The organism is Mucilaginibacter koreensis, from assembly GCF_054783355.1.
The window spans coordinates 2701898-2724171 of record NZ_BAAGQS010000001.1 but is presented as its reverse complement, the minus strand read 5'-3'; the positions used below and the strand labels follow the sequence as shown (position 1 = coordinate 2724171).

Genomic DNA, 22274 nt, shown 5'->3' with positions numbered 1-22274 from the left:
AAGAGTTAATTTTGGTTCGCGTTTTTCAATGACTGCATGTCAATTACAAAGCGGTATTTTACATCGCCTTTCAGCATGCGTTCATAAGCCTCGTTAATGTTTTGAATGTTGATCATCTCAATATCGGCGGTGATGTTATGCTCGCCGCAGAAATTCAGCATCTCCTGGGTTTCGGCAATGCCGCCAATCATGGAGCCGGCAAAAGTTTTGCGTTTCAAAATCAGGCTGAAGGCAGCTACCGGTAGCGGTTGCTCGGGCGCGCCAACCAATGCTAATGAGCCATCCACACGCAGCAGGTTCAAATAAGCATTAATATCATGCTCGGCAGAAACGGCATCTAAAATAAAGTGCAGCTTGCCGGCGTATGCTGCCATTTGCTCAGGGCTTTTAGATAATACCACTTCATCGGCGCCCAAACGCTGCGCTTCTTCAAATTTTGATTCAGAAGTGGTGAAAGCCACTACGGTAGCACCCATAGCTTTGGCAATTTTGATAGCCATGTGGCCCAAACCGCCAATACCAACTACACCCACTTTTTGGCCGGGGCCAACCTTCCAGTGATGCAACGGTGAATAAGTGGTGATGCCGGCACACAATAAAGGTGCTGCAGCTGCCAGATCAAGATTTTCAGGAATGTGCAGCACGTAATTTTCATCTACCACAATGTTTTCAGAATAGCCGCCGAAGGTATGGTTACCCGGCAGGTTTTTATCAGGCGCATTGTAGGTGCCGGTCATGCCGGGTTCACAATATTGCTCCAAGCCTTCTTTACAGTATTCGCATTCGCGGCAGGAATCTACCATGCAACCCACGCCAACGGTATCGCCTACCTTAAATTTAGTAACATGGTTACCCACGCTGATCACTTTACCTACTATTTCGTGCCCAGGCACGCATGGGTACATAGATGGGCCCCATTCACTGCGGGCAGTGTGTAAATCGGAATGGCAAACGCCGCAAAACAGAATGTCGATTTCTACATCGTGCGGGGTGGGTTTCCGTCGGTTAATGTTTAACTGGTTTAATGGCGCTTCGGCAGCTTCGGTGCCAAAAGCTTTTACTGAGGTTACTTCCATAAATTGATGTGTGTATAATTTTTTAAATAGATTTTATGATTTTGGCTGGTTGCCGCCAACTACGGTATGTGCATAAACTTTTTCTGATTCAACAATATTTTATAGTGCAAATATCGGCAGTAAATATGGTAGGCGTTTATAACTATCAAACCAATGCTTAAGAAAATCAAACCTCCAGCCCGCGCAGTGCTGAGGGGGTGGTGCCGGTAAAACGCTTAAAGTAATTATTAAAATAGCTGGGGTATTCGAAACCCAAGGCATAAGCAATGTCGGCAATGTTCCAGCTGGTGTGCTGCAACAACGCTTTTGCTTCACTGATAATGCGCTCGGCAATATGATTAGTGGTGGGCTTACCCGTCACTTCTTTTACCGCCCGGTTGAGGTAGTTGATATGTATAGAGAGATTTTGCGCATAATCCTGCGCGGTTTTTAATTGCAAAGGCTTATCCGGGCTTTCAATCGGAAACTGCCGTTCCAGCAACTCCAAAAATACGGCGGTAATGCGCGAAGCCGCATTTTTATGCTGGTCATAATTTTCGGAAGGCTGCATTTTCATGGCCTCATGCATAATCAGGTGCATGTAATTGCGTATCAGGTCATCCCGGTACACATAATTAGTTTGCTGTTCTTCAATCATCTTAACAAAGATGGTAGTAATAAAATCACGCTGCTGCTGGCTGATATTGAGTATGGGTGTGCCGCCTATTTTAAAAAAGGGCGACTGCTGCAAGCTCTCCGACCGCTCGGATAGCTTCAAAAAATCTTCAGAAAACAGGCAGGTATAACCTTTGTAAGTAGTAGAAAGTGTTTCCCAGGAATAGGGAATGTGCGGGTTGCCAAAAAACAGCACCGTACCCTCGGCTTCAAAGCTACGGTCGGCATAATGAATAATGCTTTTGCCGGTGGTGAGGCATATCTTGTAAAAATCCTTCCGGCTGTATATGCGGGTAGCCTGCCTGTCGCCCTCCAGTTCAAATACATTAAAACCTTTCAATTTAAGGTCATTATTAAATGTAGATATTGAGCGCAGCTCTTTATTAGTCATGCCGCAAAGTTAAGGAAATCAAATTTGGCGAAGGGGTGTGAATGAGAGAAGCGCTTGCTTGAAATCTGTTTTGAAAATGTTATCTATCCAGTTGCGGGCACAACATAAGATTTTAACCCAGCAGGACTAAATAAGAATGGCTTTGAGGGGGTAATCGGCAGAATGCTCGCTGTAAGCTCAGGTTCTGACCAATTGGCGAGGCTGCTGGTAGAGGGATTTAGCTACTGGAGTAGCAGATTATAGAGCAGGAAAATTTCGGCTGCGGGTTATGCCGCTTTCAATATGTTCTTATACCGCAATACCCAGGCAATACCCAACATGCTGATATAAGACCAGAAAACAGTATTAATAATAAACTCGAAGCTAAGGCCGCGCCAAAAGATTTGAAACAAACCTGAAAATACCAGCGCTGTACCTAAAAGGTAACCACCAAAAAGTTCTTCGGCCTTGGCAGAGATGGTTTGAGCAACAGCGCCATAAATGAACATAAATATAAACACTCCCCAGGCTCCGTAAGAGAGGTAAGCATCAACAATAAAAGCAGGTTTGGCTGATACAGACGAATTAGGGTTAATTACACCGGCATCGTATACCCGCTCCATTACCAGCGCCTCGGTATTGGGTTTACCTGGCCAGAATATACGTGGGATAAGGGCGGTAAGCGATTGCTTAAGCAACTTGGTATCATAAAAGTCAATTTTGTCAGGGGTTGACCGTACAAAGGTGGTAAACATATCTATTTCGCTCAGCCGGTATACCAAAAAGTCCCAGTTAGTATCTACCACACCATCCTGATTAATTACAGCATTGATAGCCAGTTCAGAGGCATCATCGGCATTGGTATCTCCAGCCCAGGCATTTTGCCTGAATACACGTGCATAAGTGGGTAACAGTAAGAATAAGGCCAGTATTGCCGGAACAAAGGTGGCAATAACCAATTTTTTGTAAGTAGGATACAAAAACAAGCCTAATACCAGTACGCTGATAATAATGGGCTCTTTAAATCCCGAAGTTAAGGCATTATAAAAATTAGAGAGGTATAGCGCTATACATATCAGCGTGTTTTTGATTTTTTTTTGAGGAATGGCAAAGGCCAGTGCTAATGTGCCTGCAATAAAACTTAAAGAACTAAATTGATAGGAAAACTGCGAAAGGCCTGGGAGTTTTAAAAATATTACTGAAACCGGCAACGAGATAATGGCTGCGTAAAACAACAGGTTGGTAACATCGCTGGTATGAACTTTATAACGGTGCTTTACCGGATAATTCATAAAAAGCAAGATGCCTGACACAAAGGCGGCATGGCCTAAACAATAATACCGCTGGCATTGTGCCGTAATTTGCAGTTTATTGATATCTAAGAGGTAAGCAAAGTTTGTTTTGGTAAAATAAGTATAGCCTGAAGCATTCAAAAAATAAAAAATAGAGGTACAGCAGGTATAGCCTGCAAAAATGATTTGCACTAAAAAAAGGGGCCTCATTAATTGGGCTGATACAGGCCTGTCATCAGGCAACGGATGTGCCCAGCCGGTAAGTGTAAGAAAGAAGATAATGAACGACCCTAGCCAGGCAATCCAGTAGGATAAAATATAATCGAACGCAAAAAGGTAGGAAAGCATCCATGGTATAAAAAGTGCAATTATGCGTTCAAATGATATCCTTTTGTTCATTACCGGTTTGCTTGCTGCAGTATAATAGTTTCTATAACTTCAGCAATGGTCTTAAAATTATATGATTTAATTAAAATGGCTGATTGACTGCCCATGGCTTTAAGCTGGTGTTTATCGGCAGCAAGCCTTCTCAGGCTATTAACCAAACCTTTTATGTCGCCGCTTTTAAAAATTTCACCGTTGTGTGGGGTTACCAAATCAACAGCGCAACCTACCCGGTCTGACGCTATAACGGCCTTGCCGCAAGCCATAGCCTCATTAACGGCCAGCCCCCAGGTTTCGCCGGGGCCTTTGGAAGGCAGGCAAAAAATGTCGCATAGCTGGTAAAGGGCTGGCATTTCACTTTGATTTTTAAACCCTAAGAAATGTACTTTTTTATGAGTTGAGGCGCTTAACTGCAACTGATGCTTTAGTTCGCCGTCGCCTGCAAAAATAAGATGCAGGTTTGGCATATCAACTTGTAAAAATGCCGATAACAGCAGGTGCGGATTCTTTTTCTCCTCCAGCTTTCCTGAAAAGAGTATGACGATATCACCTTCCTCAATATGTAACTCTTTTTTGATTAGTGCTGCTGATGGTTGTGGTGTTGCAAAACGCTCGTTGTCTACCGCGTGAGGGGCAAACGATAACTGCGATTGGCGCAGGCCATATTTTTGAAAATAAGCTTTATTGTTGGTACCTGCATAAAAAGCATGATTTACATGGCTATACACCCATCGTAAAAAAACTGCCCGTACCATTGATTTTAAACCGGGGTTAGCATCCAGCAGGGTAGAATCGCCCCTGAAATAAACAGGTATTTTACCTTTAAAATATTTTAGTACTTGTAAATGGCTGTGGTATGCCCAGCCAAACACCAGTACAGCATCGGGCTCATAAAGCGCTATTTGTTTAATAAGCCCCGGTGTTACAATGCCTTTGAAATGATGTGAGCCCGGATGTGCAGAGGTGTTTTCTGCCCACTCGTAAGAATAGCCTTCTAATAATGGGATATCCCATTCTACTGTTTTATTAAACCCTGGGTCATGCTTTTGCAGCGCTGCCTTACCCCAGGTGTAAAATACGCGGATATTTAAATATCCGCGCCGACTCAGTAACTGAAATACCGGTGCGTAGTATTGTATGGGATGACTGGTAATAATGGCTAAACGCATTATATCACTTCGCCTAAAATTTTAAACGGCTCTGCGGTGTGAAGCCGTTTAAGTACAAATTCAATGTCTCGGCAGTAAATGGTATTATATGATCCGAAGTTATTCAGCGGCAATAAGTTTCGTATAAAGGGATCATACTGGTAAAGCTTAAAGCCGTGTGCCAAAAGCTGCCTGTGAATATTGCGTTCATCAAAGCCATACCTGCTACCGCTGCCGTTAAGTTCAATAATAATGGCTTTTAAATTGTCCTGCGCGAGCGTATGGGGCATTCCCCGCAACACCTCGGTTTCAAAGCCTTCTACATCAATTTTTATCAGGGCCGGGGCTTGGTTGGTATGAATGGAATCAATAGTGATTACATCTACCTGAATGGCATTACTAACGCCCTGTTCCTGGTCGCTCATTACATGGTTGGTGGTATCGCCATCGGTAGAAAAAGATATGAAGCCGCTTGCCGCACCGGCTGCTGCTTTGATAATTTTTACCTTTGGCTGCAATTGATTGAGCGCAATATTCTGGCTTAAGATAGCGGCTGTGGCTTCAACAGCTTCAACAGCCACAGTGTGCACTCCGCATACACCGGCAGACAGCAACGAATAAGAGCCCACATTGGCGCCAATATCAAAGAAAGTATCTTCGGGCCGTAAAAAGTGCAACAGGAAGGACATGTCGTTAAACTCATGTAACCCTGTGTAAATATTGCCTGTAATTCCGGTTAGCCCTTTGCGTGCCTTAAATCGTACCTTTCCAATATATGGCTTTGTTTTGAAACGATTGGGGTTACTATGTTCTGTAATTGCCACCACAACAGGCGAAAAAGTGCCTTGAAAGGATGCTTTTTTGCCAGCGGATGCTGGAACAGGAATCCGAGCGTACGTTTAAGTTTCTCCATCTGTCACAAGGCCGAGCAACTCGCATTGCAGCCGGGTTAGCTGTTGTGCCGAATATTTATGTATAGCATCAACATTATATTCAGGTTGAGATGCCTGATGCCCGGTAACTGCTTCAAAAAATTTAAACACATCTACCATGCTGATCTGATCATAACTATATGCGTGCTTTACCCCATACTCAGCTAATATCTTCATTGCCGGGCTGGCCGGATTAAATATAGTTAATAAAGGCTTTTGGGTCAGCAAATAAGGGTACAGTTTTGATGCGGTATATTTAGGATCATCAGAGCCTGGTATAAATAATGCATCGGCTTGCTGGAGGGTAATGAGGGAATGATAAAAACTGATCCTATCAGTAATTTCCGTTACATGCTTTTCAACGCCGTATTGTTCGGCCAGAGGGGAAATGCTGGGTTTACCCTGGGTTGCTGCTGCATAGCTGGTACCGATAAAGTAAAATTTTATTTTTCGATATCGTTGCGGGTTATCATGCAACCCTTGCTTTAATGCTGAAAATACCGGCGCAATGGCCTTGTGCATGTCTGTGCCCCCACGGCCAATGTATACTACATTGATATGGTCCGGATTCAGCAACCGCTCAAACTTGTTGCGGTTGTAATTTGCAATTTCCATATCGCGGTAAAATGCGCCAAAGGGAATAACAGCCGAAGGGACGTTTCGAGTTGCAGGATAGCGCTCTTGCAGGTCTGTAATATAATCAGGCGATACACTGATCAGCCCATCAGCCTTATTCATGGCAATAGGCTCCATCAATTTATTTATCCTGTACGAGAACCAATATTTGGGCGGACGCTGATGTTTAGGTTTGTCCTGGTAATATTCAGAATGCCAGGGGTCCTGCATGTCAATCACATAGGGGATGCCAAATTTTTTCTTCCAGTACGCCCCTAATATGCAAACCGGAAACTGCGTGGTAGAAAAATAAATGAGATGATATTGCTGTTTCCTCAAAAGCTTATTAACTGTGCTCTTGTAATACAGCAGCGAGCGCAATGCGATACTCCCCAATCCAAACTTTGAGGTCACAGACTTATTCAGTGCTTTAACTTTATGAATCACGGCACCTTCCGGCAGGCTTTGCAGTAACAGGTCATCTTGGGGTATATCGGCATAGGCGGCATCTACCATCACTACTTCGGCCTGCCATCCGTTTTGCGCAAAATAAGGTAAGCTCATCCGCACCCGTTGCATGTCTGCAGCGTTTACCGGCGAAAAGTAGGGGGATATAATGAGAAGCTTTTTCACTACAGGTGTATACGTGAGAAGAACTTGGGGTACAACCCCATGGTTAAATGCAAGCCATAGCATTGGTTTATTAGCCGCCTGGCTTTGCTAAAGGGTAATAGCAGTAAAAAATAATACCATAAACGGTGCCACTTGCTATCTTTCCATTTGTGCCATCCAATATTTTGCCGGCTGTAATGGGCTACTATTGCCTGATAGTTCCAACGCTGGTTTAATTTAAAAACGCGGTTATGGCTAAAGACAACATTATTTAGTGCTGCCTGATCGTGAGGACCCCATATTCCCTTACCTGTCCCATCCCAAAAGTTATAAGGGTATTCTCCATTACTGTAAGCTTCTTCCAACAGGCGCAGCGCATCGGTGCCGGCCACTATAAAACCGGTATTGCCGGTCCATTTAATATGGGCAGCAGTAGTTAATGTTTGTACTGGGTCTTTGCAAAGGCCTACATACCCTGCCGGTACATCCTCCATTGGCGGACAATTGGTACCAAACAAAATATCGTCATCAACTATAATGTAGCGCTGATACCCAGGTGCGCTTTGATGAGCAATAAGTTTATTAAAATGTGGCGCAAGTTTACCTTCAGATAAATCTTTTTTGATTAGCATGCTTGAATATCCGTGCGACGCCGCCCACATCGACAGCCGGTGATAAGTGATATCTGTAATATGACAGCGGTTGCCCACCGAAACCATTAGCGCAATTGTGTTCTCTTTCAATTTTTTATCGGTTCCATATTCTTTTCCACCAGCGGTTATGTTTCAGCTTTTGGCGGGCCTCCGTCCAATCGCAAACCTCATCTACAATATCATAAAAGCCCCTTTGTGATAGCGGAAGCTCATTATTGATAATCCGCTCTATCAGGTTTGGAAGCTGCCTGTAAAATGTTTGGGTTCGATAAGGGGGATGCAATGACCACATCCCATCGCCACTGCCCAAAAAGTCAATTCTTTTTAACCCATGTGCACGCATATAAGAAGCTATTATATGTTCAGGTAAATCGGCATTTGCATTGCCCTCTATTACAGCCTTTAACTGGTTGCGCAATGAGGGTTGATGCAGGGATAGCTTTCTTTTCTCGAATTTGAACTTATCAATCATGAACAGGCGTGTACTCATGCCATCCAGTTGATAGGTATATGGCGCTATATGCCTAATTATTGATTGCCCTTTTAGCACTTTGTCAGGATGGGGCGGGCCGGGGAGGGGGGATACAATCAAGCACCGATCATCCTGCTCGAAAAAATTTACTGCTTCGTTAATCCAATTTTGGCTCTGGCCTCCTAAAAAGATGTCAGAATCGAGATGGAAAACAATATTGTTTTTTGCCTGCCAAAGGCCGAAAAAGTAAACATAGAAGGGGCCGCCCCTAAAATCGTTATCAGGTATATAAGTAGTGCCAAAAAATAGCTGGGCTACTGCTTCTTTTGCAGTTTTTGAGTAATCAACCGGTACAATCCTCACTTTAAATTCTGCTGCAATTTCGGCAGATAAAAAATGGTCGAATTGCGTTTTGTAAGTGTTCCAGCCTTCTGCAAACCTGCCTTGAGCAGGTTGGGTATCTACAATCAATAGTACTTCATCAACCTGCCCGGCCAAAGCGCTAAGCTGATGTTTCAGTAAAACCCTGGCATGCAAATAATCAACCGGCGCAAGGTTAATTTGTAGCGTAGCTTTATTTTTCAATAGCTGATTGTACAATTTTTAACAATCTGGCAGATTCTTTTTCCCAATTATAAATACCGGCAGCAGCTATGGCGCTCAGCCTTGCAGTTTGCAACTGTTCAAGGTCATTAAGCCATTGAGTGAGTTTATTTACATCATCAGCACTGGCCTGTTGCAATAGCATTAACCCAGGGCAAAATGTTTTAAAAGCCTCCTGCTGGCCCTCCGTTTGGGTGGCTATTACCGGTAAGCCAGCCTGTATGTACTGGAACAATTTATTGGTAATGGTATAATTCCGGCTCGGCGGCATATCGCGTTCAAGCGCCAGGCCAATATCAAAACAAGCAATTTTATCAGCCAGTTGCTGCTCCTCAACGAGCTTATGGAAGCTCAGTTGATGCTGTTGGGGAATCAGTTCTTTTAAGTGTTGAGTATAGGCAAGCGTTATGTTACCCAAAAGATGCACCTCAAGAGGGGTATCGATATGCCTCAGCAAGGTAAAAAAGTTTTCCAACCCTCGCCCCGGTCCGATGGTTTGCGAAAACCAGAACAGCTTTAGTGGCGAATTGAAAGATTTTGGTTTATTTAAAAGATCCTGCCGTAAGGGAAATACGTTATAAATAACTTCGGGCCTACGGCCGCCATATACTGCGGTCAGCTTTTCGGCAAGCACATGTGAAGTTGTGTAACAAAACGATGCCGTATTTAATGCTGCGGCTTCGGCATTGCGTAGTAGTTGAAGAGGGCGTTCTTTTTGTGCTGCCGGTAACAAATCTTCAGAATACCAGTCCTCCAGGTCAAATCCCACCTTGTAACCCTTCTTAATGAGTTTAGTACTTATATGAGCGGCCAGTTCCTGGTGGCAGATATATAAATCGGCGTTAAGTTGACAACAAGCAGCATAATAGCGACCAGCACCATAACCCAAGGTAAGTGCCGAATTGATATTCAAAGTGCGCTTCATCCAGCCGGCTGCTCTTCTTACAGCTCTATCTATAAAAGCCTGCCTGCCTGCCTGGGTCAGGTCGCTTACAATCTGCAACGTGATATTGGGGTAAGCGGCAATCAGTGATCTATCTTTTTCGAAAAGATAACTTGAAAATATGCTGGTGACTATAGTTACTTTGTAAACCGTTGCAAGCGTAGTCGCTTCCTTTAAAACCCTTGGGTTGCGGCAGAGGTGAGACTGGGTAACAATACAAACATGCAGTTTATGATGCGGCATACCTTTTACTCGTTTCTTGCATGAGGAATTGATTTACAGTTTGATGCTCATTTAAATAGCGTTTCATTTTAGATAGATGCCGCCCGTTTTTTAATAGCCATTTAACTGCCACCATCCAGTCTTTAACATTAAAATGCTTTAAAAAATGGCTGTTTACATTTAACAGCATAACCGCCAGCAAAAAATTGGCAACCGGTGAGGGCGACTGACGGCGGTACCAGGCGAGTGATGATTTAAAGCTATCTTCAGGATGGGGGGCAGTGATAATGAAACTGTTGAGTACCATGACCTGGTTGAGTGTCCAGATCCATGTTACCTGGGTACGGCTGGTATGAATGGTGTCTGAAAAATTAGCCAGTGGTTGGGCATGCAAGCCCATCGGAAATTTAAAAGCCCGTTCCCTGATCAATTCAATAGCGCTGGAATCGCTGCTTGGCGGGGCTTGGTATTCAGCCGCTTTGTGTGCACGATATATTAAAGCGCTATTGGAATGCAAGGCACCCATGGCCTGCTGCGGTTGCGGCCAGTTAAATAACCGGATGCCGTTTTCAATGGGCCATGTAGTACAGCCGGTATCAAGGTATTTTCCGTCGGGCTGTTCTTTCCAAATCCGCATGTTGCTCCAGGCCACATCCAGATCAGGGTTATTATTCATTAAACTTACCATCTCCTGTAAAAAAGAGGGTTCCCACCAGTTGTCATCTTCCAGAATACTGACGTAATTTTCGGCGCAACCCGCAAAAGCGAGGTTAAAGCTTTGGGTTGGGCCGAGGTTCTGCGGGTGGTTTTTTAAAAGGAAACGGTCATCGTGCAGTGAGGCGATATATTGGCCGGGAAAAGAATCGTCGGGGCAATCATTATGCAGTTCGCAAATCCAGTTGGTATAAGTTTGAGCCAGCAGACTGTCAATCGCTCGCTTCAGCAAGCGGTTTCGTTTATAAGTAAATAAATAAATTCTGCAGCAAGCCGGCATTAGTTGAGCATTTGCTTTAACCGTTTAGCGGCTTTCCAGCCCAATATGCCGGAGAGAATTTTAGTTACTCCGCCAGATGGGAACCCGAGCGTTGGCCTGACCAGTTTTTTTACCTGCGCTTCTGCATCGGTAACAAGCTGTGGGTAATTAGGATATAACTCATAAATAAAACTTTGCCACATATTGGCGCAGCTTTGCTGAATACCCGGCTCGTTTTTATAATGTGTTAACACCAAATCTACGCTTAGGGCAATGGATTGATATAACGATACATAAGCCGGGTAGCTTTTTACGCCCGACAAGCCCTTTACACCTGAACGGTATGCAAGGGCAGCGTTGTGATTAAATACGAGTGATTCTGCCTTCAGAAATATCCGTGTGAAAAACTCCAGGTCATCATTCAGGCTCAGTTCTTCATTCCACCCGCCAGCTTCATCAATCAGTTTCCTCGGAATTAATGCCCGCCCGGGATTGGTCATGGGGTTAGCGTTATACCAATAATGGTTTATCCATTCTTTAAAACTCATGTCAGCAGCTGGCAGCGGCTCTATGTTTAAAGCAGCAGTATCATCACCGTAAAACCGCCCCCATGCCGATAATACCACCACATTGTTGCGCCCGGCTATTGCCTGCACCTGAGATGCAACAAAGCCGGGTTCCATTAAATCGTCGGCATCAAAAAAAATGATGTAGTCGCCGCTGCAATTGGCATAGGCAATGTTGCGGGCTACGGCAGCCCCTGCGTTTAAGGTATCGTAAAGTTTTATCCGTTCGTCATCAAAACCAGCAATAACTTCAAGGGTATTATCAGTAGAGGCATCATTTACCACCACCACCTCTAAGTTGCTGTAGTTCTGGTTGCATATAGCGGTTAAGGTTTGCCCGATGTATTTAGCCGCGTTAAAGGCCGGTATACAAACGGATACTAAGGGCTGGTTAATCAATACCGTGCTTGCGTTTTAATTTTTCAAATAACGACGAAGAACTGTAGCGGCCATTCTTATCAAAATTTGATGATTTCCAGATTTCGTTCCACAAATGCAGGGTATATGAGTTTTTAGTAATGCGCCTGCCAGTAAGCGTAGCCGGCTTGAGTATTGGGCGAAGAGATTCTTTAAACCTACTTTTAAAGTTGGCGTTTCCTAAAATCATTTCGTTGACGTTACGCCAGCCTATAGGATTAAAATAGTCAAAGGGCATTACAGCACCTTCAAGTTGTAATGCTTTTACGCCTTGTTGAAACAGAAACGGACCTGCTAAGCCAAAGCTCATATTCTGAAGGTCTATTTTATCAATCTCATCGAGACAGTAAGTAATAAACCGGCTGTTTTGAGGTGCACGAAAAATGCAGTTATTAACCAGTGATCCATATTCACTTTCATAACTTGAACAAAAAATTAGTTCCTGCTCAAAATCAAGCGGTTTCAGGCAAATAATATCCATATCAACCCACCAGCCGCCAGTTTTTTTAATCATCTGCAACCGGAATATATCGGCAAAACCCGACACTGAACCTGCTCCCCAGCCTTCCTTGTAGCGAAATATGGCGCTTTCGGGCAGTATGGTACGTGCATCTATAATTGTAGTACCTGCGGGTGGATTTTTAATTTCTTCGTAGGCATATAAATGGAAGGGATGCCCATGGTCAAGAAACGACTTAATGCATAAGCGCTCCACATTTGATAACTGGCTCCCAATCCAAAGCGACTGTACAGTAGGGTTCATATAATTTTCTTCCAGGCTGTTTTAAAATATCCTTGTTTTGACAGGTCTACGTAGTGATGTAAAATGCCATAACCGCTTGCTATGCTTTCATCATCAGGGTTTACTATGTATTGTTTCGACGGCAGCACCTCACTGTTTTGGTTACCAATCAGCATAGCCGTTAATGCCTGCTCTAAATAATAGTTTGTACCTTCCTGGTCTTCCAGCCGGGCAATCCAGTGTTCAATGTTCATCCAGTTAATCATGGCGCTGTTTAACCCAATTACTCCAACGTTAAGCTGATTAGCAATTGTGCTTCCGCAGAGTTCGTGCATTAACGCTTCTGTGTAACCGTAGGAGTTTTGGCAATCCTGCATATAAAGAGGGCGGACGGGCACTTTAAGCCAATCAATCATTTCCTGCGGCTTGCTCCAAAAAAGCATATCAGCATCTATCACTAGTTTCCAGCCGTAAGGCGCTATGGTGTGCACATCGCTCAGTTTTTTAAGGTGAGGGTATACACGGCGCTTTGAATGAATAACCGGAAATTTTGCTGAAGGTATTGTACGTTCAATATTTGAATTGATTTCGGCTGCGGTATGAATAACTGTTCCGGGCAGTTGCAGCTTGATTTGCAGAATAAGTGTTTCATCAAAGGTGCCGTCATCTACCAAATGATATTCAAACTCATTAACACCGGCTTTTGCAAGTGATTCGATACAAAATAAGGTTTGATATAAATACTTTTTTCCGGTAAGCATATAAACCGGCAATCCACCGGGAGCCGCATAAACCGGCGGCAACCTTAATGCTGCTGCCTGCATTTGCCGCTGACCTTTTAACATGGCCTGGTAACTGAAAAAGCCGCCAAAACGCTTATACCGCTTAAGGGTTGAACGTGGGTGGCGAAAAAGTACATCAATTAGTTGTTGCAGCAAAATCTATAAGTGATAAAACGCGTCGCGCCAGAAAAGGTGCCGCACATTACTGGTGTAATGGCGTGCAACCGTATTGTTGATATTCATGGGTTTTACCCGCTGGTTATCTTCATGAAAACTTTTGATGATGGTTTTTGGCCATAGCACACCCAACGAAGCTTGGGCAATGCAAGCAAAAATAGTTTGTTCGGTTAAAAAGTCATATGCGGGATGAATGCGGTTTAAGGTTTCTTCGAGGTTAAACCGTTCGTAAATGTCGCCGCCCGATGCATATAAGATGCCGGCATTAAAACAGTAATGATCAGGCAGCGTGGTATGATATATATCAAGTACTGCCTGATGGTAAGCTCTTTGAAAATCTTCTGAACCGCCGCAAAAAAAGCTCTGCACATTTTGGGGTAGGTAAGGGGCGAAATCGTTAAAAAATAGGATGTCGCTATCCAGCCACAGCACAGGCGCATTGGCAGCAAAACGGAGTATCAACGCCATTTTTTTGCCGAAAGGTTGAGTTTCGGCATAGGTTAGTAATGCTTTGCGATCATGTGCCTTATGAAAGCTAACCGTATCTTTCCAGTCAAGCACGTGCAGTTCACCCGGCCAAAAGGCCAGATTTTTTCTGATTACCTCTGTACTCAGACTACCATCCGTACTGATAATTAATTTGGGCAGTACAGACCAGTTGTCAGCAATAGAAGCAACAGCAAGCTTGGTCATCAGAAGGTGATTGTTGCCGGTCATCATTACCACTTGGGTGTCATTATAAGATTTGCCTTTAGCAATGGTAACAGAGCGGTATTGCAAAAGTAGCTTGTATAGCGCCGGCAAGCGGTAGGCCAATGATGCTTTTAGCTTATTTATCATTTACAGAATAAGCAAGGCCATCAAATAAACCGCATGCACCACGCCATTTAATATAGCCTATCGGTTTTTTCCAGGCCCGGTAGGTAAACCATGCCTTGGCTTTTCTGAATGGTAATGAAAGTGCCGATATATTAGGCCAGGGGCAGATTTGATGACTATGCAGCAATTGTACCCACGATTTATTGGTTTGATGAATAAGGTTTGCCAGGTAATGCTCACTCATGCGCGCTGCGGGTATTACATGAGTAAGTGATAATGATGGAAAATAGCCAACCTGCCAGCCTGATTTTAAAGCTTCGATAACCATATCATTGTCGCCGCCCGAAGAAAGTGCATTACCGCTACGGTCTGAGATGGTATGTTTTTTACTGATGTAAGTCTTGAGCGCCTGCCGCCTTAATACCATACCTGCACCTATCGGTGCATCAGCCGGATATTTGTTATCCCATTTTGATACTGACTCATATTCACCAGGGTTACGCAGCGCCAGGTTATTATAAAACTCTTTCAACCAGGCAGGCGGAGGTATTTCAAAATCAGGGATGGATTTGCCTCCGGCTGCACCCATGAACGGATGCCTGGTGAAAATGTCTAATGCATTTTTAAGATAATTGTGATCGAGGAGATTATCATCGTCCACCATTACTATAATACTGCCTACCGAAGCTTTGATACCGGCCAGGCGTGCACTGGTTAACCCGGGCTTGGGTTCGCGGATGATGCAGCTGTGCAGATGCCAGCTGATATCAGCATCTATGGCATCAGCCGAATTGTTATCTACCATCACCAGTTCCCAATGTTGCAGCGGTAAGGTTTGCTCCCTCAACGCCTGCAGCGTGCGCCTCAAAATGTGCGCTTTGGGGTTGTAGGTAGGTATAATAACAGAAATGCTAATCATTACGGTAGCCTGTTACTTTAGCAGGAACTCCGATAGCAATTGCGTAATCGGGTATATCTTTTGTAACCACCGATCCGGCTCCTATAACGGCGCCATTGCCAATGGTAACGCCACCTAATATTTTTACCCCGGCACCAATCCAAACATCATCGCCAATCTGGACCGGCAATAAGATATCGCCCATTGAACGTATGAGGGCATTTTTACCGGGTATGGTATGATTGGAGCTTACAATGCAAGTGTGCATGGCTATCAGTGTATGGCTGCCAATGGTAACCCCCCCGTGCCCGTATACTGTTACGTATTCACCCAAAAAAGTATGAGCTGCAATTTCTATTTTACCGCCATAAGCTTTGAGTATAACTCCGCGGGAGAGTTCACAGCCCTGCCCAATAATTACCTGTCCTTTTTGGCCGTTCAGCCATCCGTTAGATAGAAACGCACCGGGCATAATTTTAACACCTTTGTTGATTATCACACCCCGCCACTTAAAAACAAGTATATAAAGGGAGGAAAGTATTTTATGCACCAAAGGGTTTCAATTAAGATGAAGCTATATTGCTTGATTTTCGAACTTTACGGAATGCAAGTTTCAGGTGCAGTAATCGTATGTTGATGCGAAGCACCGGTGGTAAAACTGCTTTAAGTACACGCCAAGCCATATTCTGACTGCTGGGCACCGGTACACTGCAGCGCTCACTGAGGCGCATAGCGCAGGCAGCGGCATCATCATTTTTGCTCATTATGAAGGAGCCGGCGGTACGCTGGGCTTCACGCCCAATTGCCTTACGAACCAAAGGATGGTTAAACCTGCTTTCATACTGTAATAATAATTGCAGCCTGTTCAGCCAACCTTGCTTTTGATTGGTACTACCCGAATGGGAATATCGTAAAGAAACGGATAGCACTTCTTCTATCACACAAAAACGGGCGCCATGCTCCGCAAGGCGTACATGCATATCTGCATCCTCCCATATCCGGTAATTTTCATCAAATCCTCCTGCCTGCAAAAAAACATCGCGTTTATAAAGGCCGTTTATGCCGCCTATCGGGTGTTCAATTACGTAAGCCAGCGGCAATGTCTGTATCTGCTCATTTGAATAATGCCAGCTTAATACCGGCTGCCGGGTTACAGCATCTATCCAGTAAACATTGCATAAAATTACATCATATTTACCCGCATTGGCTATTGCCGAAACTTTTGAAATATAATCGGGTACTATTTCGTCATCAATATCATGAAAATGAATGTAGCTACAGGTAGCAGCTTCCGCCAGCCTGTTGCGGGCGTAACCCGGCCCACGGTTAACCTCGCCCCGGATAACTTTAAAACCTTTGGAGCTTAGCAACTCCGCAGTATGGTCTGTACTGGCATCATCATAAAACAATACTTCGTTAAACGGGACAGAAAGCGCTGACAGGTTTTGTAAGAACGTTTCAATATAAGCCTCTGCATTATAACAGGGAACTAGTAAAGCATATGTGTTAATATCAGTCAAAGGCAAATGTTCTTTTCATTCTGCGCAGCAACCTGATTATAAAAGGTGGCATTCTATTATCGCCCAGTTGTGATAAAACCGGTAAAGGTAATTTTACCCGATAAGGGATTTGTATAGACTTTTTGTTGACTGGCCGGAACTGCTCAAAAAGTTCTGTCCATTTGTGCAGCGCAATTTCTCTCGAGTAATGTGTTTTAATATGGTGCTTGGCATTTATTGATAATTGCTCCCAAACAGTTGGATTGCTGTGTAAATAGCATATTTTATTTACCACCTCATCTATACTGTTGGCATACAAGCCGGTTTCACCTTCAATTACAAGTTCAGGCAATCCGCTGTTGATTCGTTTTACTACGGGTACAATACCATTGGCCATTGCTTCAATTAAAGCTACCGGCAATCCTTCATAATCAGACATCAATACAATAACCTGAAACGAGGGAAGTAACTTTTGCAATTCAGCATTGCTGATTAAGCCGCCTACATGAACATGCTTGCATTGTAATTTGTTTATAATATCATACACCAGCTTTTCATCGGTTCCCGCACCATAAATACAGGCTTCGGCGTTTGTAAGTTTGGCAGTGATACGGCAAAAAGCTTCTGTAATGTTATCAATGTTCTTTTGCTGTTTTACCAGCCTGCCGGCATAAAGTATTTTAAACGGTGTTTGGTTAAAGCTGCTTTTTATTTCAGGGATTGCTGAACCGTAGGGTATAGTTTTTATTAATGAATTATAGCGATAGGAGAGTAGTTTCTGTTTTATATGCTTGGAAACCGCCACAGTAGCGGTAGGGGTGAAAGGTGTTTGCTTTTGAATGAAATATTGTGTCAATAAATCATACTCATGGTCATCATTATGCAAAATCATCACGGTTGGAATGTTTGCACCAATTATCCATTTACCTGCAAATAATGCAGGAAGAATATGACTTACAATCACCACATCAGGATTTTCTCTTTTAACAAATTTTAAAATCCATTTAACTTCTGATTCTGAATAGCGTTTTCCGGTAACCTTTATACAAGGTATTCCTTTATCTTCTAACTGAGTTATAGTTGTGCATTCATCTTTTGGAAACCAAGAGGTAAATAAGACGCGAATGTCATATCCTTTTTTTTGAAATTCGGGTAATAGCCCTAACAGCCAGGCATTGATACCATTGGTTACATTTTTACCATCATGTGCACAGAACACTATTTTCAAAAGATAGAGCTTACGGAAAAAGGTTTAAAATTTTATATAAGAATTGCCGCTTAGTCCAATCCTTTACCGGTCCGTGCGCATCATCTGCACAAATCAGTTGATGATCATGTGACCATTTTTCACCCATTTTAGGGTCGTGGGTTTTGGCATCATCATGTACATTAGCTACCGACAACGGTTTCTTAATACGCTTACGCTTGTTGCCTTTTACAATGCGTAGCCACAACTCATAATCAAGTGAGCAATGCAACTCTTCCCAAAGCGGCTGATGGATGTTTTTACTCCAGAAACAGGAAGGTTGAGCCAAAGTAGGGAAACGCAAAAAATAATCGAGCAAGCGGCCCGGCTTTACTTCTGTAAAAGTATGAGTGTAAATGTTATAGTTCAAAGAGTGCCCATATAAAAACGCTGCCTTAGATTGGATAAAATTTTGGGCAACCGTTACCAATGTTTCCGGAAGGTAATAGTCATCGCTGTTCAGCCAGGCGTAATAATCTCCGCTGGCCAAGGCAAAACCCATATTGATGGCATGGCTTTGTCCCCGATCGCGCTCGCTATGCCAGTAGCTTAGCCATTGTGAATATTTGTCCAATATCTGGCGAGATTCGTCTGTGCTGCCGCCATCCATGATGATATATTCAAGGTTCGGATAGTTTTGTAATAGTACCGAACGGATGGTTTGCTCCAAAAAAGCCCCCTGATTATAGGATGGCGTAACAATAGTAATTTTAGGCCAGGTTTGCCCGGTATAAACGGCCTGATTCACCTGTTCTGTCCACGGCCATCCTGTACCTTGATGCGCAGGTTTGGGAAGCTGATCTAACAGGCCGCTTGCTGCAAAATTTGTAACAAGCGGTAAGGGATAACTAATACCCGTTTTTAAAAGAATTTCTTTGTATGAAACGAGATCAGGCAGGCTGATTTTCATTTGAAGCTTCAGCTTTTTTAGCTATCACCACATAATTCATGGTATTGGTGGTATCAATCGCCTTATTGTCTATATAGTCAAATAATTTATTAATGGTCTTCACACCTCCTGATACTCTGAACAGGGTTTTAATTACTTTACCTTTAAAGCCTTTTATGTTTAATAATGTAGGATATACCGCATGAATTAATGCCTGCCCTGCAACAGCCCATTTGCCGCCATTGGCATTGATTTCCAGCACAGTAAACCCACTTCGCTCTAATAAATACCTGAACCCATGTTTTGTAATCCTGAAAAAGTCATAAGGTTCCTCGTGCAATGGCCAATACATGGGGCCGCTGATGATACAGTATCCTCCGTTTTTAAGCAGGCGATAAGCTTCATTAATTAAACCCTGGTGATCTTCTACATGCTCAATAGTTTGGGTAGAAATGACGGTATCAAAAATGCCATCTTCAAGAGGAATGTTATTGGCCGGACATATGATATCAACTGCAGTTTGATCGGATTGCGCAATATCACAACCTGTATAACTTTCAATTTGTGCAGCAAGTACCTCGTGATAAGGTTTATTACCACAGCCGATATCTAATAATTGCCCTTTCGCATAAATGTTAAATGCTCTAAATAATGCCTTATGATATGATTTATAATGCAGGTATAAAGAATTATTCAAATTTATATCGGTACTGCTAAGGCGACTTAATTGGTCTTCTCTCATTTAGTCTGCATTATTTCTAAATAGTTACCAGCTGGGCCAATCATATTTTTTATAAGCATGGCAACCAAAGGGTAATTCATTATTTAAATATGAAAGATACTTTTTAGGTTCGGCTTCAATTGCAAAATGTGCAGCATCATTATCATCAGGTATTTTAAATAACGGGGAAAGTAAATTACCCCAGTATTTAAAAAAGCCATCCTCATTATTTTCTCCCCAATTTTTTACTTGCCTTTTTAAATATTTAACTAAAAAATAACAAGCTTGCGTTTTACGCAGCGAAAATCCACCATTTCCTACATTTTTAACTTTAAAGTGAGTTCCAAATAGCTTATTTACTAAGTTTAACAGCTTAGTGTAGTTCTTTAAAAAGCTTATTTCATTAAGGCCGTTAGTATGGGCAATTTGAGGGGCACCGATGTAATCATAGTTTTTGTCGCACCACAATTTCAACTCATCTTTAAAAACAAATGAATCAAGCTGATAAATTAAAATGAATTTGTACTTCAGAAATTGTTTGTAGAAGTGTGCTGACAACATTAAGCGGTTGTAACCAGCGATGTCTTTAAAATAGACATCGTCAAAATAATAATCATCATACTTGATTCGATTTTCACAATATTTTTTATAAAAAGAAGTATCCAGGCTCTGAGGAAATATAAAAATAATTTTGTGCCTGCCTAATACGTTTAAGCATTGATTTAATGAAGAAGTCTCATCCTGATCTATATGCTTTTTATAGATAGGAATAATTACTGCAACCTCTTCTTTACTCATTAACGATAGCAAAAGATGTTAACTAAAAGATCCATTCCCAAAAAGATTTCATTGTTGAGAAAAGGATGTTTTTTTTGAACTGCTTCTTGAATATAATACCGCATACCCGCATTACGAATGATGGTAAGTAATGTATCAAGTTCTTGAGTCTGGTTTAGATATGAGTGATACTCAAGAAACATATACTCAACTTTTGTAAGTTGATCTGCTATGTCAGGAATTACTTTTACTTCTTCGCCTTCAATATCTATTTTTAAAAAAGTGATACATTCATAACCAGCTAAAACCGTTTTTAACCTTACAGCTTTAACTTCAATTCTATTTTGAAGCGCTTCTTGAATAATTTTACCCGAATGGCCACCATCAGAGATAAAACTTACATGTTTATCGGCAGTCGATACCGCCTCGTTTCTTAATAGAACGTCTTTTAAGCCAAATGATTCAATGTTGTATTGTAGAATGGAAAAAATTGCAGGATCTGGTTCGAACGCTATAACTTGTGCCTTTGGATGTGTCATTTTTAAATAAATTGTTGCCAAACCAATATTTGCTCCACAATCTATTATGACTTCATCAGGATTGGAATTTTTAAAGTGATAGATCTGCTGTTTGAATATTTCATAATAGGATGAACGAAATGTCAATACGTCTCCTATTTTAAACTTTTTTTCAAAAAATATTATATCGGCAGGCGTAAACCGGCTGAGCTTTCGCAAGCGGTAGCGTTCCATATAAGAAAGTCCATCATCAGCAATTAAAAACGACGGAGCTTTGCTTTTAATTTTTTTAAAAAAGTTTTCAATCGCCATGATACGCTTTGTCTGGTTTGCAAATCAAAGTCCAGAAAGTATTTGTAATATAAATCATCTCTCAGTTTATCAGTAATGTGAGTATCTGGCAGAGCAGTCTCAGTTACGGATGATAATTGTATTTTGGTAAATATAGAATCTTGATTGCGCGTATGGGTGGCGCGTTGATTAAAACCGATATTCTTCGTTAAGTTTGCTGTAGGGTTGATTGCCAATCCATTGGCTTTGCATATAATATACATCCATTGGTAATCCCAGGCATCAACCTCTTTGTTCATCATGCGGTTAAAAATGTCTCGCCAAAAGGTGTAGTAGCTGCCGTAGTACTGCTTTAATAAATTGAGTGATTGCGTTGGTGAATAAGATTTGATCTCATAATCATAATATTTCCAAGCCCGCCTCCAAGTAGCCCACCCCCAAACATGAATATGCTTAGTGTAATAATGGCTGTAAGGCAGCTTTGGAGTGAACGAGTCTAAAAAGTAACATCCACTGATATGCATAATCTGCTCATCGCATTCATACAAGTTCAGCATCTGTTCACAAAAGAAGAAGAAAGACTGATGCGGTAATACATCATCTTCTAATATTATACCTGCAGATACATGTTCAAAAAACCATGTTATGGCAGTTGCCGGGGCAACCCCACATCCTAAGTTTTGATTTTGAAATAAGGTTTTGAGTTCACATTCCCAGTCAATCTGTTTTATGATACTCCGCACTTCTTGGCAAAGTTGCTCATCAGCAACATGATTTTCGCGAGGCCCATCAGAGGCAATGAAAAGATACCGGGGCTTGAGTTCGCAAATTTGATCAAACACCTGCCGGGTTTCGGCGGGTCTGTTGAAAACTATGAATAAAACAGGGGTATTAAACATGCTTACTTGTGGGCGGCATAATCACAATGACTCAATCTTAAGCTTACAGCAGGGAAACAAATAAAATGTTTAATTAAACCCGAT

At 42.4% G+C, this 22274-nt stretch carries 23 protein-coding genes; all 23 read right to left on the bottom strand.

Features of this window, described 5'->3' with window-relative positions:
* Positions 1-5: 5 nt before the first annotated feature.
* Positions 6-1076: an NAD(P)-dependent alcohol dehydrogenase gene (locus tag ACYVNW_RS12360; protein WP_460680179.1), complete on the bottom strand. Its 1071-nt coding sequence runs from the start codon at positions 1074-1076 to the stop codon at positions 6-8.
* Positions 1077-1242: 166 nt separating this feature from the next.
* A complete protein-coding gene (locus ACYVNW_RS12355) occupies positions 1243-2121 on the bottom strand; it encodes an AraC family transcriptional regulator (RefSeq protein WP_460680178.1) in 879 nt (292 codons plus the stop codon).
* Between the two features lie 266 nt (positions 2122-2387).
* Entirely contained in the window at positions 2388-3791 is a 1404-nt protein-coding gene (locus ACYVNW_RS12350) for an exosortase Y-associated Wzy-like protein (RefSeq protein WP_460680177.1), read from the bottom strand.
* Positions 3791-4945, bottom strand: a complete 1155-nt coding sequence (locus ACYVNW_RS12345; protein ID WP_460680176.1) for a glycosyltransferase family 4 protein — start codon at positions 4943-4945, stop codon at positions 3791-3793. Before ACYVNW_RS12345 ends, ACYVNW_RS12350 begins: the two co-directional genes overlap by 1 nt.
* Entirely contained in the window at positions 4945-5613 is a 669-nt protein-coding gene (locus ACYVNW_RS12340; protein WP_460680175.1) for an FkbM family methyltransferase, read from the bottom strand. Before ACYVNW_RS12340 ends, ACYVNW_RS12345 begins: the two co-directional genes overlap by 1 nt.
* Before the next feature lie 210 nt (positions 5614-5823).
* On the bottom strand, positions 5824-7104 hold the full coding sequence (locus ACYVNW_RS12335; RefSeq protein ID WP_460680174.1) for a glycosyltransferase: 1281 nt from the start codon (positions 7102-7104) through the stop codon (positions 5824-5826).
* Positions 7104-7826 carry a hypothetical protein gene (locus tag ACYVNW_RS12330; RefSeq protein WP_460680173.1) on the bottom strand — a complete coding sequence of 241 codons (723 nt, stop codon included), beginning with the start codon at positions 7824-7826 and terminating at the stop codon, positions 7104-7106. The genes ACYVNW_RS12335 and ACYVNW_RS12330 overlap by 1 nt, the downstream gene beginning before the upstream one ends.
* A 4-nt stretch (positions 7827-7830) precedes the next feature.
* Entirely contained in the window at positions 7831-8793 is a 963-nt protein-coding gene (locus ACYVNW_RS12325; protein WP_460680172.1) for a hypothetical protein, read from the bottom strand.
* Positions 8783-9997: a glycosyltransferase family protein gene (locus ACYVNW_RS12320; RefSeq protein WP_460680171.1), complete on the bottom strand. Its 1215-nt coding sequence runs from the start codon at positions 9995-9997 to the stop codon at positions 8783-8785. Before ACYVNW_RS12320 ends, ACYVNW_RS12325 begins: the two co-directional genes overlap by 11 nt.
* Positions 9984-10970 carry a glycosyltransferase family 2 protein gene (locus ACYVNW_RS12315; protein ID WP_460680170.1) on the bottom strand — a complete coding sequence of 329 codons (987 nt, stop codon included), beginning with the start codon at positions 10968-10970 and terminating at the stop codon, positions 9984-9986. Before ACYVNW_RS12315 ends, ACYVNW_RS12320 begins: the two co-directional genes overlap by 14 nt.
* The gene (locus ACYVNW_RS12310) at positions 10970-11914 is read right to left on the bottom strand and encodes a glycosyltransferase family 2 protein (RefSeq protein WP_460680169.1); all 945 of its coding nucleotides are present in this window, start codon (positions 11912-11914) and stop codon (positions 10970-10972) included. The genes ACYVNW_RS12315 and ACYVNW_RS12310 overlap by 1 nt, the downstream gene beginning before the upstream one ends.
* Entirely contained in the window at positions 11907-12695 is a 789-nt protein-coding gene (locus ACYVNW_RS12305; protein ID WP_460680168.1) for a glycosyltransferase, read from the bottom strand. The genes ACYVNW_RS12310 and ACYVNW_RS12305 overlap by 8 nt, the downstream gene beginning before the upstream one ends.
* Entirely contained in the window at positions 12692-13612 is a 921-nt protein-coding gene (locus ACYVNW_RS12300) for a hypothetical protein (RefSeq protein WP_460680167.1), read from the bottom strand. The genes ACYVNW_RS12305 and ACYVNW_RS12300 overlap by 4 nt, the downstream gene beginning before the upstream one ends.
* A 3-nt stretch (positions 13613-13615) precedes the next feature.
* Positions 13616-14473 carry a hypothetical protein gene (locus ACYVNW_RS12295; RefSeq protein ID WP_460680166.1) on the bottom strand — a complete coding sequence of 286 codons (858 nt, stop codon included), beginning with the start codon at positions 14471-14473 and terminating at the stop codon, positions 13616-13618.
* The gene (locus ACYVNW_RS12290; RefSeq protein WP_460680165.1) at positions 14463-15371 is read right to left on the bottom strand and encodes a glycosyltransferase; all 909 of its coding nucleotides are present in this window, start codon (positions 15369-15371) and stop codon (positions 14463-14465) included. Before ACYVNW_RS12290 ends, ACYVNW_RS12295 begins: the two co-directional genes overlap by 11 nt.
* Positions 15364-15849, bottom strand: a complete 486-nt coding sequence (locus ACYVNW_RS12285; protein ID WP_460680164.1) for an acyltransferase — start codon at positions 15847-15849, stop codon at positions 15364-15366. The genes ACYVNW_RS12290 and ACYVNW_RS12285 overlap by 8 nt, the downstream gene beginning before the upstream one ends.
* A gap of 64 nt (positions 15850-15913) precedes the next feature.
* On the bottom strand, positions 15914-16870 hold the full coding sequence (locus ACYVNW_RS12280; RefSeq protein ID WP_460680163.1) for a glycosyltransferase family 2 protein: 957 nt from the start codon (positions 16868-16870) through the stop codon (positions 15914-15916).
* Positions 16863-18068, bottom strand: a complete 1206-nt coding sequence (locus tag ACYVNW_RS12275; RefSeq protein WP_460680162.1) for a glycosyltransferase family 4 protein — start codon at positions 18066-18068, stop codon at positions 16863-16865. The genes ACYVNW_RS12280 and ACYVNW_RS12275 overlap by 8 nt, the downstream gene beginning before the upstream one ends.
* Positions 18069-18087: 19 nt before the next feature.
* Complete coding sequence (locus tag ACYVNW_RS12270; protein ID WP_460680161.1) at positions 18088-19005, bottom strand: glycosyltransferase family 2 protein; 918 nt, start codon at positions 19003-19005, stop codon at positions 18088-18090.
* Entirely contained in the window at positions 18986-19726 is a 741-nt protein-coding gene (locus ACYVNW_RS12265) for a class I SAM-dependent methyltransferase (protein ID WP_460680160.1), read from the bottom strand. Before ACYVNW_RS12265 ends, ACYVNW_RS12270 begins: the two co-directional genes overlap by 20 nt.
* A 24-nt stretch (positions 19727-19750) precedes the next feature.
* The gene (locus ACYVNW_RS12260) at positions 19751-20503 is read right to left on the bottom strand and encodes a DUF5672 family protein (RefSeq protein ID WP_460680159.1); all 753 of its coding nucleotides are present in this window, start codon (positions 20501-20503) and stop codon (positions 19751-19753) included.
* The gene (locus ACYVNW_RS12255) at positions 20503-21312 is read right to left on the bottom strand and encodes an FkbM family methyltransferase (RefSeq protein ID WP_460680158.1); all 810 of its coding nucleotides are present in this window, start codon (positions 21310-21312) and stop codon (positions 20503-20505) included. The genes ACYVNW_RS12260 and ACYVNW_RS12255 overlap by 1 nt, the downstream gene beginning before the upstream one ends.
* Positions 21258-22190 (bottom strand): hypothetical protein, encoded by a 933-nt coding sequence (locus tag ACYVNW_RS12250; RefSeq protein ID WP_460680157.1) that lies wholly within the window; start codon positions 22188-22190, stop codon positions 21258-21260. Before ACYVNW_RS12250 ends, ACYVNW_RS12255 begins: the two co-directional genes overlap by 55 nt.
* Between the last annotated feature and the right edge of the window lie 84 nt (positions 22191-22274).

Coding starts and splice junctions, on each gene's coding strand:
- ACYVNW_RS12305 (WP_460680168.1), bottom strand. CDS start 12,695: ATGAACCCTACTGTACAGTCGCTTTGGATTGGGAGCCAGTTATCAAAT.
- ACYVNW_RS12250 (WP_460680157.1), bottom strand. CDS start 22,190: ATGTTTAATACCCCTGTTTTATTCATAGTTTTCAACAGACCCGCCGAA.
- ACYVNW_RS12255 (WP_460680158.1), bottom strand. CDS start 21,312: ATGGCGATTGAAAACTTTTTTAAAAAAATTAAAAGCAAAGCTCCGTCG.
- ACYVNW_RS12260 (WP_460680159.1), bottom strand. CDS start 20,503: ATGAGTAAAGAAGAGGTTGCAGTAATTATTCCTATCTATAAAAAGCAT.
- ACYVNW_RS12320 (WP_460680171.1), bottom strand. CDS start 9,997: ATGCCGCATCATAAACTGCATGTTTGTATTGTTACCCAGTCTCACCTC.
- ACYVNW_RS12265 (WP_460680160.1), bottom strand. CDS start 19,726: ATGAGAGAAGACCAATTAAGTCGCCTTAGCAGTACCGATATAAATTTG.
- ACYVNW_RS12315 (WP_460680170.1), bottom strand. CDS start 10,970: ATGCCGGCTTGCTGCAGAATTTATTTATTTACTTATAAACGAAACCGC.
- ACYVNW_RS12340 (WP_460680175.1), bottom strand. CDS start 5,613: ATGTCCTTCCTGTTGCACTTTTTACGGCCCGAAGATACTTTCTTTGAT.
- ACYVNW_RS12350 (WP_460680177.1), bottom strand. CDS start 3,791: ATGAACAAAAGGATATCATTTGAACGCATAATTGCACTTTTTATACCA.
- ACYVNW_RS12355 (WP_460680178.1), bottom strand. CDS start 2,121: ATGACTAATAAAGAGCTGCGCTCAATATCTACATTTAATAATGACCTT.
- ACYVNW_RS12270 (WP_460680161.1), bottom strand. CDS start 19,005: ATGAAAATCAGCCTGCCTGATCTCGTTTCATACAAAGAAATTCTTTTA.
- ACYVNW_RS12360 (WP_460680179.1), bottom strand. CDS start 1,076: ATGGAAGTAACCTCAGTAAAAGCTTTTGGCACCGAAGCTGCCGAAGCG.
- ACYVNW_RS12290 (WP_460680165.1), bottom strand. CDS start 15,371: ATGATTAGCATTTCTGTTATTATACCTACCTACAACCCCAAAGCGCAC.
- ACYVNW_RS12345 (WP_460680176.1), bottom strand. CDS start 4,945: ATGCGTTTAGCCATTATTACCAGTCATCCCATACAATACTACGCACCG.
- ACYVNW_RS12295 (WP_460680166.1), bottom strand. CDS start 14,473: ATGATAAATAAGCTAAAAGCATCATTGGCCTACCGCTTGCCGGCGCTA.